13 protein-coding genes are annotated in these 14,388 nt (G+C 66.8%); 6 read left to right on the forward strand and 7 right to left on the reverse strand.

The window, feature by feature from the left end; translation table 11 throughout:
- Positions 1-69 precede the first annotated feature (69 nt).
- The 3 genes from sdhA to sdhC are packed head-to-tail and all read right to left on the reverse strand — an operon-like array spanning position 70 to position 2,670.
- On the reverse strand, positions 70-1,860 hold the full coding sequence (gene sdhA / locus IFT63_RS08385) for a succinate dehydrogenase flavoprotein subunit (protein ID WP_042614012.1): 1,791 nt from the start codon (positions 1,858-1,860) through the stop codon (positions 70-72).
- A 31-nt stretch (positions 1,861-1,891) separates the two neighbouring features.
- Positions 1,892-2,278, reverse strand: a complete 387-nt coding sequence (gene sdhD, locus IFT63_RS08390) for a succinate dehydrogenase, hydrophobic membrane anchor protein (protein WP_042614013.1) — start codon at positions 2,276-2,278, stop codon at positions 1,892-1,894.
- A complete protein-coding gene (gene sdhC / locus IFT63_RS08395; protein ID WP_042614014.1) occupies positions 2,275-2,670 on the reverse strand; it encodes a succinate dehydrogenase, cytochrome b556 subunit in 396 nt (131 codons plus the stop codon). Before sdhC ends, sdhD begins: the two co-directional genes overlap by 4 nt.
- Positions 2,671-2,940: 270 nt before the next feature.
- Between sdhC and IFT63_RS08400 the strand changes: the two genes are divergently transcribed.
- Positions 2,941-3,813: a folate-binding protein gene (locus IFT63_RS08400; protein ID WP_342450490.1), complete on the forward strand. Its 873-nt coding sequence runs from the start codon at positions 2,941-2,943 to the stop codon at positions 3,811-3,813.
- Positions 3,814-3,948: 135 nt separating this feature from the next.
- Here the strand turns inward: IFT63_RS08400 and ugpC are convergent, their stop codons facing one another.
- The gene (ugpC, locus tag IFT63_RS08405; protein WP_042614016.1) at positions 3,949-5,037 is read right to left on the reverse strand and encodes a sn-glycerol-3-phosphate ABC transporter ATP-binding protein UgpC; all 1,089 of its coding nucleotides are present in this window, start codon (positions 5,035-5,037) and stop codon (positions 3,949-3,951) included.
- Positions 5,038-5,379: 342 nt separating this feature from the next.
- On the opposite strand from ugpC, the gene zwf reads away from it, so the two are divergent.
- The 5 genes from zwf (at position 5,380) to eda (ending at position 11,358) form a co-directional block, all read left to right on the forward strand.
- Positions 5,380-6,816, forward strand: coding sequence for a glucose-6-phosphate dehydrogenase (gene zwf / locus IFT63_RS08410; RefSeq protein ID WP_192083820.1), 1,437 nt, complete (start codon positions 5,380-5,382; stop codon positions 6,814-6,816).
- Positions 6,813-7,820, forward strand: coding sequence for a glucokinase (gene glk, locus IFT63_RS08415; protein WP_101099858.1), 1,008 nt, complete (start codon positions 6,813-6,815; stop codon positions 7,818-7,820). Before zwf ends, glk begins: the two co-directional genes overlap by 4 nt.
- A complete protein-coding gene (gene pgl, locus IFT63_RS08420; protein ID WP_192083821.1) occupies positions 7,820-8,542 on the forward strand; it encodes a 6-phosphogluconolactonase in 723 nt (240 codons plus the stop codon). The genes glk and pgl overlap by 1 nt, the downstream gene beginning before the upstream one ends.
- Before the next feature lie 41 nt (positions 8,543-8,583).
- The gene (gene edd / locus IFT63_RS08425) at positions 8,584-10,500 is read left to right on the forward strand and encodes a phosphogluconate dehydratase (RefSeq protein WP_192083822.1); all 1,917 of its coding nucleotides are present in this window, start codon (positions 8,584-8,586) and stop codon (positions 10,498-10,500) included.
- 198 nt (positions 10,501-10,698) lie between these two features.
- Positions 10,699-11,358, forward strand: a complete 660-nt coding sequence (gene eda, locus IFT63_RS08430) for a bifunctional 4-hydroxy-2-oxoglutarate aldolase/2-dehydro-3-deoxy-phosphogluconate aldolase (protein WP_192083823.1) — start codon at positions 10,699-10,701, stop codon at positions 11,356-11,358.
- Between the two features lie 150 nt (positions 11,359-11,508).
- Here the strand turns inward: eda and IFT63_RS08435 are convergent, their stop codons facing one another.
- The 3 genes from IFT63_RS08435 to ispG form a co-directional block, all read right to left on the reverse strand.
- Complete coding sequence (locus tag IFT63_RS08435) at positions 11,509-12,156, reverse strand: response regulator (RefSeq protein ID WP_042614023.1); 648 nt, start codon at positions 12,154-12,156, stop codon at positions 11,509-11,511.
- Between the two features lie 194 nt (positions 12,157-12,350).
- A complete protein-coding gene (locus tag IFT63_RS08440; protein ID WP_192083824.1) occupies positions 12,351-13,076 on the reverse strand; it encodes a phosphatase PAP2 family protein in 726 nt (241 codons plus the stop codon).
- Positions 13,057-14,322, reverse strand: coding sequence for a flavodoxin-dependent (E)-4-hydroxy-3-methylbut-2-enyl-diphosphate synthase (gene ispG, locus IFT63_RS08445; protein WP_192083825.1), 1,266 nt, complete (start codon positions 14,320-14,322; stop codon positions 13,057-13,059). Before ispG ends, IFT63_RS08440 begins: the two co-directional genes overlap by 20 nt.
- Between the last annotated feature and the right edge of the window lie 66 nt (positions 14,323-14,388).

The raw sequence follows: 14,388 nt of genomic DNA on the forward strand, positions 1-14,388 counted from the left end.
GGCTGCTCTCGTTGGCTCAGGCGGCCCGCGCCGTCAAGGCGCGGATTGCATGGTAGGCGGGGGTCGCGATCAGTACACGCGCGGCTTCGGCGGCACCACGTCAACCTCATCGGTCAGCGTGTACATGTGCACCGGGCGGTAATCAAAGCTGCACTTGCCCTTGTCGTCGACCTTGACCAGCGTGTGCTTGTGCCAGTTGACGTCGTCGCGGTCCGGGAAGTCTTCGTGCGCATGCGCACCACGGCTTTCCTTGCGCTGCTCGGCCGAGTTGATCGTCGCCACTGCGTTGAGCAGCAGGTTGTTCAGCTCGTAGGTTTCGATCAGGTCCGAGTTCCAGACCAGCGAGCGATCGCTGACCTTGACGTCCTGGAACGAATCGAAGATGCCGGCCATCTTCTCGCAGCCTTCCTTCAGCGTCTGGCTGGTGCGGAACACCGCGGCATCGGCCTGCATGGTCCGCTGCATGTTGTCGCGGATCACCGAGGTCGGCGTATCGCCCTTGGCGTAGCGCAGCTTGTCCAGCAGGCCCAGTGCCTTGTCGCAGGCATCGGCCGGCAGCGGCTTGTGCGTAGCGCCCGGCTTGATCGTCTCGGCGCAGCGGTTGGCCACCGCGCGACCGAACACCACCAGGTCCAGCAGCGAATTGGAACCCAGGCGGTTGGCGCCATGCACCGACACGCAGGCCGCTTCGCCGATGGCGTACAGGCCCGGGATCACCGCATCGGGGTTGTCGCCGTCGATGCGCACCACTTCACCGTGGAAGTTGGTCGGGATGCCGCCCATGTTGTAGTGCACGGTCGGGATGACCGGGATCGGCTGCTTGTGCACGTCCACGCCGGCGAAGATGCGCGCGCTTTCTGCGATACCCGGCAGCTTGTCGTCGATCACGCCCGGGCCGAGATGGGTCAGGTCGAGCAGGATGTGGTCCTTGTGCTCGCCGACGCCGCGGCCTTCGCGGATTTCCACGGTCATCGAACGTGCGACCACGTCGCGCGATGCCAGGTCCTTGTAGTGCGGTGCGTAGCGCTCCATGAAGCGCTCGCCGCTGCTGTTGCGCAGGATGCCGCCTTCGCCGCGCACGCCTTCGGTGATCAGGCAGCCCGCGCCGTAGATACCGGTCGGGTGGAACTGCACGAACTCCATGTCCTGCATCGCGATGCCCGCGCGCATGGCCAGGCCGCCGCCGTCGCCGGTGCAGGTGTGGGCCGAGGTGGCGCTGAAGTACGCACGGCCGTAGCCGCCGGTGGCCAGCACCACGCCCTGGGCGCGGAACAGGTGCAGCGAACCTTCGGCCATGTCGATGGCCAGCACGCCGCGGCAGGTCCCGTCTTCGTCGAAGATCAGGTCCAGCGCGAAGTACTCGATCATGAAGCGCGCATCGTGCTTCAACGACTGCTGGTACAGCGTGTGCAGCATGGCGTGGCCGGTACGGTCGGCCGCCGCGCAGGTGCGCTGCGCCGCCGGGCCTTCGCCGTACTTGGTGGTCATGCCACCGAACGGGCGCTGGTAGATCTTGCCCTCTTCGGTACGGCTGAACGGCACGCCGTAGTGTTCCAGCTCGATGATCGCCGGGATGGCCTCGCGGCACATGTACTCGATGGCGTCCTGGTCACCCAGCCAATCCGAGCCCTTGATCGTGTCGTAGAAGTGGTAACGCCAGTCGTCCTCGCCCATGTTGCCGAGCGCGGCGGAGATGCCGCCCTGGGCGGCAACGGTGTGCGAACGGGTCGGGAAGACCTTGGTCAGGCACACGGTCTGCAGGCCCTTGGCAGCCAGTCCGAAGGTCGCGCGCAGACCGGCACCGCCGGCGCCCACCACGACCATGTCGTACTTGTGTTCGGTGATCTTGTAAGCGGACATCTACTCTGTATTCCTGTCTTGGTGCCTGGGTTCAGGCCGCGCCGAGCGCGATGCGGACCACAGCGAACACACTGACGATGGCGCCGAGCACGGCGATGAACTTCACCGTGGTCTGCAGCGCGACGGCCAGCAGCGAATTATGGATGTAGTCCTCAAGGACCACCTGCAGGCCGATCTGGGCATGCCAGAACATGGCCACCAGGAAGCCGACCACCAGGATCGCATTCCACGGCTTGGCGACGGCGGCCATGGCGGTCGCATGGTCGTCGCCCATCAGGCCGACCACGAACACCAGGAACCAGATCGACAGCACGACCAGCGCGGTGGCGGTCAGGCGCTGGTTGACGAAGTGTTCGGTGCCGGTCTTGGCGGCACCCAGGCCACGCACGTTCTTCAGCGGGGTGCGGAAACGGCTCATGCAGCACCTCCGGCAAGCAGCACGTAGCCGAACACCAGGGCGGTGATCAGCAGCGAGCCGATCACCGAAATCCACGCGCTGCGCACGAACGAAGGAATGCTCATGCCGATGGCGAAGTCCTGGCACATGTGGCGGATGCCGTTGAGCAGGTGGTAGGCGAAGGCCCAGGTCCATCCGAACAGGATGAGCTGGCCGTACCAGGCACCGGCGTGGTCGGTGAAACAGGTCCAGGACGCGGGACCCATCATCAGGGCGAGCAGGCCGCCGGCAATGATCAGGGCGCCCACCGACAGGATGATGCCGGTGGCTCGATGCAGGATCGAGGCAACCATCTGGATCTGCCAGCGGTACACCTGCAGGTGCGGGGATAGGGGACGTTCTCTGCTCGCCATTCGCTGGGCTCGTTGTCTCGGCTGGGCGGCACAATGCCGCGTTGGCTCAATGCTGGATCAGAAATCGATGCAGCGTCCGTTTTTCTCCCAATCACCGTAGCGCACCGGATCAAGTCCGCCGCGGCCACCGTATTCCTTCTGCTCGGCAGGCATGCCTTCGGGCGCGGGCGCCGTCGGATCCAGCGGAGCTTCAGTTTCGGTGTCGGGTGTGGGGGTTGTTTGGCCTATCATCAGGATTCTCGCAACGCACAAATTCTAGACCTCGTTCACGTGCCTGACAACCTTTCCCCCGATTTAGTTGCATATGGCCTGCTGGAAGACCGCCAGTTGGTGTCCCTTTCCGGCCCGGATGCGGTGGCGTTCGCGCAGGCGCAGTTCTCCAGTGACGTGGCCGCGCTGAGCGATTCGCATTGGCACTGGAGCGCGTGGTTGACCGCCAAAGGCCGCACGATCGGGGTGTTTCAGCTCATCCGGCTCAGCTCCGACGCGCTCCTGCTGGTCTTCGCTGACGGCGACGCAGATGAGATTGCTTCGCAGTTGCAGCGTTTTGTGTTCCGTCGCAAGGTGAAAATCACGCGCCGCGACGATCTCCGGGTGCGGGCTGCTTTCGCTGCGCCGCAGGCCGCGGTCGGCGCAGCCGTGGCCGGTTCGCTGGAAGAAATGCTGGAACTGGACCTTGGCGGAACGGATCTGTTGCGGGTGATGCACATCACCCCGACGGAGGCCGACATCAAGACGGCGGACGCCGATGCGGCATTGACCGCCGCGTGGCGCCAGGCCGACCTGCGGCTGGGCCTGCCCCGCCTGGTGCCGAGCCAGCGCGAACACTGGACTCCGCAGCAGCTGGGACTGGATCGGCTGAACGGTTACAGCGTCCGCAAGGGCTGCTACCCCGGCCAGGAAATCGTCGCGCGCACGCATTTCCTGGGCAAGGCCAAGCGGGCATTGCAGCTGCTGCAGCTGTCGGCAAATGCAGAACCGGGCGCCAGCGTGGAGCAGGACGGCGCGGTGCTGGGCAGCATTGCCAGCGTGGCCGGCGAGCTGGCACTGGCGGTGTTGCCGCTGGAAACCAGCGATGCCGCGCTCAGCGTGGGCGGCGCACCGGCGCAGCGGTTGTCGCTGCGCGATGGCCTGGCGCGCTGACCGCGCTTGGGTAGTGACGACCGCTGGTCGTCATGCAGCCTGCTGACGGCCAGCGGCCGTCACTACCGATGTGGCTGACGGCCAGCGGCCGTCACTACCGATGTGGCTGACGGCCAGCGGCCGTCGCTACCCCGATCAGGCGCCTAGGCGTTCGCCGGTTTCCGCATCGAAGAAATGCAGCGCATTGGGCTGCACGGCCAGCTTCAGCGTCTCGCCCACTGCCGGCAGCGCACGCGGAGCCACCCGCATGGTCAGCGCATGCTGGCCGCTGACCAGGTTCACGAAGATTTCGTTGCCTACCGGCTCGATGCCTTCGATGCGCGCATCGAACGTCCATTCCGCACCGGCGTCGGCCGGCTGCAGGTGCTCCGGGCGCACGCCCACCGCGATCGCCTTGTCCAGCCAGCGCGGATCGATGGTCGCCTGGCCCAGCGGCGCCGTCCAGTCGCCATCGCGCACCACCACACCGGCCGCACTACCCTGAAGGGTGCCACGCAGCACGTTCATCGCCGGGCTGCCGAGGAAGCCCGCCACGAACAGATTGGCCGGACGGTCGTACAGTTCCATCGGCGTGTCGATCTGCTGGATCACGCCGTCCTTCAGCACCACGATGCGCTGGCCCAGGGTCATCGCTTCGACCTGGTCATGGGTCACGTAGATCATCGTGGTGCCCAGCTTGCGGTGCAGCTGTGCGATTTCGGTGCGCACGCTGTGGCGCAGCTTGGCATCCAGGTTGGACAGCGGCTCGTCCAGCAGGAACACCGCCGGCTCGCGCACCAGTGCACGGCCCAGCGCCACGCGCTGGCGCTGCCCACCGGACATCGCCTTAGGCAGCTTGTCCATCATGTCGGTCAGGCCCAGCGTCTGCGCCGCTTCGCTGATGCGCTTGTCGATGGTGGCCTTGTCGTGGCCGCGCAGCTTCAGCCCGAAGGCCAGGTTCTCGGCCACGGTCATGTGCGGATACAGCGCGTAGCTCTGGAACACCATGGCGATGTCGCGGTCTTTCGGCGCCACGTCGTTGACCACGCGCTCGCCGATGGTCAGCGTACCGCCACTGATTTCTTCCAGCCCGGCGATCATCCGCAGCAGGGTCGACTTGCCGCAGCCCGACGGGCCGACCAATACCATCAGCTCGCCATCGGCGACCTCGAAGGTAGCGTCCTTCACCGCGACCTGGCCGTTGTCGTAGACCTTGCGCACACCCTGCAACTGCACTTTTGCCATATCACTCTTCCAGTCCGCCCGTCACCGGGGCTGTTGCACGTGGACTGCCTTCGGCCCTCCCGACGGCAGTGTTTTTGCCTCAGTGCCGCATGACGGCGCCAATGCAATCGAATACAGTTGCACATTCTGCCATGTAAACGTTTTCACGTGGCAGTATCCCTAGGTCGGAACGCATCATCTGCGTCACGATGTACGGACAGTACCCCGCCCGCCCGTGGCGGGTCGTATCGGCAGACGCCGGATGGCCCGTTGCAGCAGGCGGACAAAGCAGTGCCAAACCTTCCCCGGAACCCAGCCAGGCAGCGATTGACAACGATGTCACCCGGATCTGAAACTCGAGCGATGCACGATACCCTCTTCCTGTTCGGCGCCACCGGCGATCTGGCCCAGCGCTACCTCTTCCCTTCATTGCTGCGCCTGCTTGGCGACGGCCTGTTGCCGGAAGACTTCAAGGTCCGCGCCCTGGCGCTCTCACCGCATGACACCGCGGCGTTCCGGGACATCCTGCGCCCGCGCCTGCAGCAGGCCATGCCCCTGGCCACCGGCGAGGACATCGCCTCGCTGCTGCAGCGCATCGACTACCGCTCGGTGGACCTGCGCAACGCCGATTCGGTGGCCGAAGCGGTGTCCGACCTGGTCGACCGCCGCTGCGTCAGCTACCTGGCCATCCCGCCGGGCCTGTACATCTCCACCTGCGAAGGGCTGGCCAAGGGGGGCGCGCTGGCGGCACCGCACAGGTTGATGCTGGAGAAGCCGATCGGCAGCGACAGCGAAAGTGCCGAACAGATCATCGGCACCATCGGCCAGTGGATCGACGAAGACCGCGTATTCCGCCTGGACCATTACCTGGGCAAGGCAGCGGTGCAGAACCTGATCGCACTGCGCTTCGGCAATACGCTGCTGGAAGCGGTCTGGAACCGCAACTACATCGAATCGGTGCACATCCTGGTGTCCGAGAGCGAAGGCGTGGACGGCCGCGATGCCTACTACGCACGCTCCGGCGCGCTGCGTGACATGGTGCAGAGCCATATCCTGCAGCTGCTGTGCCTGGTGGCGATGGAGCCGCCGGCATCGCTGGAAGCCGACCGCATCCGCGATGAAAAGGTCAAGGTGCTGCGCTCGCTGCGTCCGCTGGATGCCAAGCACGCCGCGCGTGACAGCGTCCGTGGCCGCTATACCGCCGGCACCATCGACGGCCAACCCGCACAGGCCTACCAGCCGCCGGAAGGCAGCGACGTGGAAACCTTCGCCGGCGTCACCGCGCACATCGACAACTGGCGCTGGAGCGGCGTGCCGTTCCACCTGGTCACCGGCAAGCGCCTGCCCGAGCGCACCAGCCGCGTGGTGGTGACCCTCAAGCCGGTCACCCACTGGCTGTTCGAACGTCCGCACCGCGGCCAGGCCACGCCAAACCGACTGGTGTTCCAGCTGCAGCCGCAGGAGAACATCGAACTGGGCCTGATGAGCAGCCTGGCCGGCCCGGAATGGGGCGCGCTGGAACTGCAGCCGCTGGAACTGGAGCTGTCCGTGCCGACCGGCCTGCACCGCCGCATCGCCTATGAACGCCTGTTCCTGGATGCCTTCAACGGCAACCATGCGCTGTTCGTACGCGATGACGAAGTGCGCGCAGCCTGGCAGTGGATCGACAGTGTGGCCGATGCCTGGAAGGACGCCGCGCTGCCGCTGCAGCCCTACCCCGCCGGTTCGTGGGGACCGGACGCCGCAGCCGGCTTCCTGCCCGGCGATGTCGATGGCGGCACGACCGGGGACAAGGCATGACGGTGCTGGCGCAGCCGATCCTGGTCGCCGACATCGGCGGCACCAACGCGCGCTTCGCGCTGGCGGACACCGCGCATGACACGCCGCTGCTGGAAGACAGCATCCGCGAATTCCCGGTGGTGGACTTCCCTTCGCTCGGCGATGCCGCCCGCCACTACCTGCAGGAAGTGGGTGCCGAAGCCAGCCGCGGTGTGTTCGCGGTGGCCGGCCGCGTGGACGGCGATGAAGCCCGCATCACCAATCACCCCTGGGTGATTTCGCGCAGCCGCACCGCCGCCATGCTCGGTTTTACCGAGCTGCACCTGATCAACGATTTCGCTGCCCAGGCGATGGCCATTTCGCTGCTGCAACCCAAGGACGTGGTGCAGATCGGTGGCGCCAGCTGGAGCCCACGACGCAGCGGTGCGCCGGCCAACTACGGCGTCATCGGCCCGGGCACCGGGCTGGGCGTCGGTGGCCTGGTGATCCGCCACGACCGCTGCTTCCCGTTGGAAACCGAGGGCGGCCATGTCAGTTTCCCGCCGGGCACGCCGGAAGAAATCCGCATCCTGGAAATCCTCTCGGAAACCTTCGGCCGTGTCTCCAACGAACGCCTGATCTGCGGCCCCGGCCTGGTCAACATCCATCGCGCCGTATGCGAGATGGCCGGTTTCGACCCGGGCCACCTGAAGCCGGCCGACGTCACCGCACGCGCCGGCGCGGGTGATCCGCAGGCGATGCGCGCGGTGGACCTGTTCTGCGCGATCTTCGGCGCCATCGCCGGCGACCTGGTGCTGATACAGGGCGCATGGGACGGCGTATTCCTGACCGGCGGACTGGTGCCGCGCATGCTGGAATCACTGCAGCATTCCGGTTTCCGCCAGCGCTTCGAACACAAGGGGCGCTTCTCTTCGATCATGGGCCGGGTGCCGTCGCTGGCGGTGATCCATCCCAATCCGGGCCTGCTGGGTGCGGCGGCGTACGCCGTCGATGCCGAGTGCGCCGTCGCTGGAGCTGCTGCCTGATGCCTACCCCGTTCTCTTCTGATCGCGTCGAGTTCATCGCCCACCGCGAGGCCGACGGCTGGATCGAAGCGGTCGCCGCCGACATGGCGAAGATCCTCAACACCGACATCGCCGAACACGGCCGCGCGCGCATGCTGCTGTCCGGCGGCACCACGCCGGCCCCGGTGTACCAGGCACTGGCCGAACTGGACGTGCATTGGGACCGGGTGGAAGTGAGCCTGGCCGATGAGCGCTGGCTGTCGCCGCAGGATCGCGACAGCAACGCCCACCTGGTCCGCGAAAGCTTCCTGCAGCGCGCCGAAGGGGCTCATTTCGATCCGCTGGTGCGCATCGGCAAGCCGTTGCCGGAGTGCGTCTATACCGCCAACCTGCAGGCGCAGTACAGCCTGCCACCGAGCGTGGTCGCACTGGGCATGGGCAATGACGGGCATACCTGCTCGCTGTTCCCGGGATCGCGCGATCTGCAACGCGCGCTGGAAAGCACCCTGCCCTATGCCGCACTGGACGCGACCGGTTGCCCCGGTTCGAACCAGTGGCCGCTGCGCATCACGCTGACCCCGCACGGCCTGCGCGCCTGCCGCCAGCGCCTGCTGCTGCTGCGCGGCAAGCAGAAACTGGAAGTCCTGCAGCACGCACTGGACAGCAACGATGTCCAGCAGTACCCGATCCTCGCCGCCATCGACCAGCCCGGCCCGCGCCTGCGCGTGTACTGGGCCGACTGATCCGACGTTCCCTCTCGCCACCTCTTCCACGCTGGTAGCCAATGAGTCTGCATCCGCAACTGCACGCCATCACCGAGCGCATCGTGCGCCGCAGCGCCGCTTCGCGCGCCGCTTACCTGGCCGGCATCGACGCCGCCCTGCGCGATGGCCCGTTCCGCAGCCGCCTGAGCTGCGGCAACCTTGCCCACGGCTTCGCCGCCTGCGGTGGCACCGACAAGGGCCGCCTGCGCGGCGGGGTGACGCCGAACCTCGGCATCATCACCTCCTACAACGACATGTTGTCGGCGCACCAGCCGTTCGAAACCTATCCCGAGCAGATCCGTGAAATCGCCCGCGAATGGGGCGCGACCGCGCAGGTGGCCGGCGGCGTGCCGGCGATGTGCGATGGCGTGACCCAGGGCCGCGGCGGCATGGAGCTGTCGCTGTTCTCACGCGATGTCATCGCCCAGTCCACCGCCATCGGGCTCAGCCACGACATGTTCGATGCGGCGATCTACCTCGGCGTGTGCGACAAGATCGTGCCGGGCCTGCTGATCGGCGCGCTGGCCTTCGGCCACCTGCCCTCAATATTTGTGCCGGCCGGCCCGATGACCCCGGGCATTCCGAACAAGCAGAAAGCCGAAGTGCGCGAGCGCTACGCTGCCGGCGAAGCCACGCGCGAGGAACTGCTGGAAGCCGAAGCAGCCTCCTACCACGGCGCGGGCACCTGCACGTTCTACGGCACGGCCAACTCCAACCAGGTGCTGCTGGAAGCGATGGGGGTGCAGCTGCCGGGCGCCTCGTTCGTCAACCCGGAACAGACCCTGCGCGGCGCGCTGACCCGCGAAGCCACCGTGCGTGCGCTGGAAATGACCGCGCTGGGCGATGATTACCGCCCGATCGGACGGCTCATCGACGAGCGTGCGATCATCAACGCGATCATCGCGCTGATGGCCACCGGCGGCTCCACCAACCACACCATCCACTGGATCGCGGTGGCCCGTGCCGCCGGCATCGTGGTGACCTGGGATGACATGGACCAGCTGTCACAGCTGATCCCGCTGTTGACCCGGGTGTACCCGAATGGCGAGGCCGACGTGAACCGCTTCGCCGCCGCCGGCGGCCCGGCCTTCGTGTTCGGCGAGCTGATCCGCGCCGGGCTGATGCACGGCGACATCGTCACCGTGGCACGCGGTGGCATGGCCGACTACGCGCGCGAGCCACGCCTGCAGGATGGCCAGGTCACCTGGGTGGACGGCATCATCCGCAGCGCCGATGAAGAGGTCGCACGCGGCGTGGACAATCCCTTCGAAAGCCAAGGCGGCCTGCGCCTGCTGCGCGGCAACCTGGGTCGTTCGCTGATCAAGCTGTCGGCGGTAAAGCCGCAGTACCGCAGCATCGAGGCCCCTGCGGTCGTCGTGGATGCGCCGCAGGTGCTGAACAAGCTGCATGCCGCCGGCCTGCTGCCGCAGGACTTCGTGGCCGTGGTGCGCTACCAGGGGCCGCGTGCCAACGGCATGCCGGAACTGCATTCGCTGGCACCGCTGCTGGGCCTGCTGCAGAACCAGGGCCGGCGCGTGGCGCTGGTGACCGATGGCCGCCTGTCGGGTGCGTCGGGCAAGATTCCGGCGGCGATCCACATGACCCCGGAAGCCGCCCGCGGCGGCCCGCTGGGCAAGCTGCGCGAGGGCGACATCATCCGCCTGGATGGTGAGGCGGGCACGCTGGAGGTGCTGGTCGACGAGGCCGAATGGACGGCACGCACGCATGCGCCAAACACCGCACCAGCGGCCAACGATCTGGGACGTAATCTGTTCGCGGTGAACCGCCTGGTGGTGGGGCCGGCCGACCAGGGCGCGATCTCGATTTCGTGCGGGCCGGCGGCGGCCGATGGCAGTGCGTGGGATTACGATGCGGAATATGAGCTGGGGCATGATGCCGCGGCGGCGGCAGCGCCGCATGAGGCGAAGGACGCCTGAGCGCGTTGCGCGGCGGGTTGGTCGGCTGGCGGTGGCGGTGGGAATGCCGCCGCCAGGACACGCCGTGAACCCATCCATGGGGGCTCGCACTCGCGCGTCGTGCGCGAGAGCGGTCCCGGCGGCGGCATTCCCACCGCCACCTCGGACACACGTCGGCGCATCCACGCGTCGCAGATAAATAAAAAGGAAAAGCAGGGCATGAGCATTCAGCAGCATCAGGTGCGGGCGGCGGAAATGTTGACGGCGGCGGGGATCCTGCCGGTGGTCACGGTGCATACGCTGGATCAGGCGCGGGCGGTCAGTGCGGCGCTGCTGGACGGCGGCTTGCCGGCCATCGAGCTGACCCTGCGTACGCCGGTGGCGATGGAAGCGCTGGCGATGTTGAAGCGCGAGCTGCCGGGCGTGGTCGTCGGTGCCGGCACGGTGCTGACGGTGGAGCAGATGCAGCAGTCCATCGATGCCGGTGCGGACTTCCTGGTCACCCCGGGCACGCCGTCGCACATGGCCGATGCACTGGCTGCTGCGCCGCTGCCGGTGGTGCCCGGTGCGGCGTCGCCGACCGAACTGCTGGCGCTGTATGCGCGCGGCTTCCGGGTCTGCAAGCTGTTCCCGGCCACCGCCGTGGGTGGGCTGGCGATGATCAAGGGCCTTGCCGGGCCGGTGCCGGACCTGAAGCTGTGCCCGACCGGTGGCATCACCGAAGACAGCGCCGCAGAATACCTGGAGCAGAAGAACGTGGTCTGCATCGGCGGTTCGTGGATGGTGCCGGGCAACTGGATCGCCGACGGGGCGTGGGACAAGGTGCGTGATGCCGCTGCCGGTGCGGCGAAGATCGTGGCGCGGGTGCGCGGTCGCTGAGCGATAGCTCCCGGGTCCGGCGAGTGGTAGCGCCGAGCCATGCTCGGCGGGGGCAAGAGCGTGACGACCAACGGTCGTCACCCACCACGACCAACGGTCGTCACCCACCACGACCCGTGGTCGTCACCCGCCACCCACCACCCATCGCGATTACATCGGTCGTGCCGGGTCCACCAGGCCGTACTGGCTGGCCATGCGGGCCAGTGCGATGTTGTCGTGGATTCCCATCTTTTCGAACAGGCGCGCCTTGTGCGTGTTGATGGTCTTGGCGCTCAGGCTCAGCCGGCGCGCGATGTCTTCCTGGCGCAGCCCCTGGGTCAGCAGCAGGGCCACTTCCAGTTCGCGCGGTGACAGGCTGTCGAACGGCGAGGCGCTGCCTTCCACCGTGGACAGGGCCAGGTTCTGCGCGATGTTGCTGCCCAGGTAACGCCGCCCCAGTGACGCATCGCGGACCGCGCGCAGCAGTTCCTGCGCATTGCAGCCTTTGCTGATGTAGCCCGATGCACCGGCTTCCAGCAGGCGCTTGGGCATCGGCCCGTCTTCCAGCACCGACACGATGACGACCCGCGTGGCTTCCTGGCCGCGCACGATCCGTTCGGTCACTTCCAGCCCACTGACGCCCGGCAGGTGGAGATCGCACAGCACCACATCCGGCTTCAGTTGCCGGATTTCGCGCAGCGCGTCTTCGCCGCACTCCGCCTCGCCGATGACCTCCATATCGGTTTCGCCGGACAGGATCATCTTCATGCCGGTGCGGACCAGTGCGTGGTCATCCACCAGATAGACACGAATCGTCATGCATCTTCCCCTTTCACTACCGCTTCCGACTTCCACGGTAGGTACCGGGAAGAGGTCCCACAAGCGCAATACCCGACAGCAGGTTCCGAAATGCGGCCGGAATCACACTGCCCCGGCTCCGCGTTCGAAGGTCCGCCGTGAATCCACGTTCGGGATCAATATAGCCTACTAACGATCCGATCTTTATGATTCATTCACGCCACCGGAACATCTGCACCCCGGCGCCACGGTCGGCGCTGGCGGAACATCACCAGATAGCAGCCCACCACCCAGACCAGCGCAGCGCACCAGCCGGCCAGGATGTCGGAAGGGTAATGCACCCCCAGGTAGACCCGGGACACGCTGACCAGCACCGCGAACAGCGGCGCCGCCAAGGCCACCGGCCAGCGCCAGCGGGTGTTCCAGGCCAGCAGCACGGCCACGCAGGCGAAGGTCATCGACCCCATCGCGTGGCCGCTTGGGAAGCTGTAGGTCGATTCCGGCGCGATCGATTCCCACAGGCTCGGCCGGTCACGCTGGAAGAACTGCTTGCTGCCCATGTTCAGCAGTGCCGAGCCGACGAAGCCGATGGCGGCAAAGGCCGCTTCGCGCCATCGTTTGAACCACAACAGCGCCACTACGATGACCACGTCGGCCGGGATCAGGAACCACTCGTAGCCGAGCCGGGTGATGATCACCACCACCTGGTCCAGTACCGGCCCATGCCAGCCGTGCAGACGCCACAACAACGGCGCGTCGAAATGGAAGGCCTCGAACTCGTGCACCTCATCGGCGAGCTCGACGAACACCGCCAGCGGCAGCAGCACGCCGGCAAACAGCAGCACGAAGCGCCAGGCGTTGCGCGACAGCCAGTGCCGGACGCCGGCAGCCTCTTCCTCCGACCCGTCCGTCATCCCCGACTTACCCGGCGCTTCGGACATAGTTCTGTTCGACGTAGTCGTCTATCAGCTTGACGAAATCCTGGGCGATGTTCTCGCCGCGCAGGGTGATCTTCTTTTCACCATCGACGAACACCGGCGCGGCGGGCGCCTCACCGGTACCCGGCAGCGAAATGCCGATGTTGGCGTGACGCGACTCACCCGGCCCGTTGACGATGCAGCCCATCACGGCCAGCGTCATGTTCTCCGCCCCGGGATGTTCGATCTTCCACAGCGGCATGCGTTCGCGCACGTGGTTCTGAACCACTTTCGCCAGCTCCTGGAAGAACTCGGAGGTGGTGCGGCCACAACCCGGGCAGGCGGTGACCAGCGGGGTGAACGCACGCTGCCCGGTGGTCTGCAGCAGCTCCTGGGCGACGATCACTTCCTGGGTCCGCGACTGGCCCGGTTCGGGCGTCAGCGAAATCCGGATGGTGTCACCGATGCCTTCCTGCATCAGCACCGCCAGCGCCGCCGCCGAAGCCACGATGCCCTTGCTGCCGATGCCGGCTTCGGTCAGGCCCAGATGCAGGGCAAAGTCCGAGCGCTGGGCGAGATCGCGATACACCGCGATCAGCTCCTGCACCCCGCTGACCTTCGCCGAGAGCACGATGCGGTCGCGTGGCAGGCCGAGTTCGACCGCGGTTTCGGCTGAATCCAGCGCCGACCGGATCAGTGCTTCGCGCAGCACGCGGCCGGCATCCCACGGCTGTTCGCGCTGGATGTTCTCATCCATCAGCCGGGCCGCCAGCGACTGGTCCAGCGAGCCCCAGTTGGCACCGATGCGCACCGGCTTGTCGTAGCGGATCGCGAACTCGATCAGCTGCGCGAACTGCAGGTCCTTCTTCTTGCCGAAGCCGACGTTGCCCGGATTGATACGGTACTTGGCCAGTGCCTCGGCACACGCCGGCTCAGCGCTCAGCAGCTGGTGGCCGTTGTAATGGAAGTCACCGATCAGCGGCACCTCGATGCCCATCATCGCCAGCTTGTCGACGATGCGCGGAATGGCCGCGGCGGACTCGGGGTTGTTGACGGTCAGGCGCACCATTTCCGAACCGGCCCGCCACAGCTCGGCGACCTGCTTGACGCTGGACGCCACGTCGGCGGTATCGGTGTTGGTCATCGACTGCACCACCACCGGCTTGCCACCGCCCACCACCACGCCGCCGATGCGGACAGGCTGGGTCAGTCGGCGCGGCCAGGAGGTGGGCTCGGCGGGCGGTGTCGGTCGGGAAACGGCGTCATGCATCGCAATATTCTAGCGCTGCTGCGCGACCGTCGGGTGACTCCCATTCAGCCGCGGTGGCATGTGCGG

This window comes from Stenotrophomonas sp. CFBP 13724 (assembly GCF_014841975.1).
Lineage (GTDB): Bacteria > Pseudomonadota > Gammaproteobacteria > Xanthomonadales > Xanthomonadaceae > Stenotrophomonas > Stenotrophomonas lacuserhaii.

What these genes read in the sequence shown, in the direction of transcription:
- pgl (WP_192083821.1), top strand. Translation starts at nt 7,820, where the DNA reads ATGCCTACCCCGTTCTCTTCTGATCGCGTCGAGTTCATCGCCCACCGC.
- ugpC (WP_042614016.1), bottom strand. Translation starts at nt 5,037, where the DNA reads ATGGCAAAAGTGCAGTTGCAGGGTGTGCGCAAGGTCTACGACAACGGC.
- eda (WP_192083823.1), top strand. Translation starts at nt 10,699, where the DNA reads ATGAGCATTCAGCAGCATCAGGTGCGGGCGGCGGAAATGTTGACGGCG.
- sdhA (WP_042614012.1), bottom strand. Translation starts at nt 1,860, where the DNA reads ATGTCCGCTTACAAGATCACCGAACACAAGTACGACATGGTCGTGGTG.
- glk (WP_101099858.1), top strand. Translation starts at nt 6,813, where the DNA reads ATGACGGTGCTGGCGCAGCCGATCCTGGTCGCCGACATCGGCGGCACC.
- sdhC (WP_042614014.1), bottom strand. Translation starts at nt 2,670, where the DNA reads ATGGCGAGCAGAGAACGTCCCCTATCCCCGCACCTGCAGGTGTACCGC.
- zwf (WP_192083820.1), top strand. Translation starts at nt 5,380, where the DNA reads ATGCACGATACCCTCTTCCTGTTCGGCGCCACCGGCGATCTGGCCCAG.
- edd (WP_192083822.1), top strand. Translation starts at nt 8,584, where the DNA reads ATGAGTCTGCATCCGCAACTGCACGCCATCACCGAGCGCATCGTGCGC.
- sdhD (WP_042614013.1), bottom strand. Translation starts at nt 2,278, where the DNA reads ATGAGCCGTTTCCGCACCCCGCTGAAGAACGTGCGTGGCCTGGGTGCC.
- ispG (WP_192083825.1), bottom strand. Translation starts at nt 14,322, where the DNA reads ATGCATGACGCCGTTTCCCGACCGACACCGCCCGCCGAGCCCACCTCC.
- IFT63_RS08440 (WP_192083824.1), bottom strand. Translation starts at nt 13,076, where the DNA reads ATGTCCGAAGCGCCGGGTAAGTCGGGGATGACGGACGGGTCGGAGGAA.
- IFT63_RS08435 (WP_042614023.1), bottom strand. Translation starts at nt 12,156, where the DNA reads ATGACGATTCGTGTCTATCTGGTGGATGACCACGCACTGGTCCGCACC.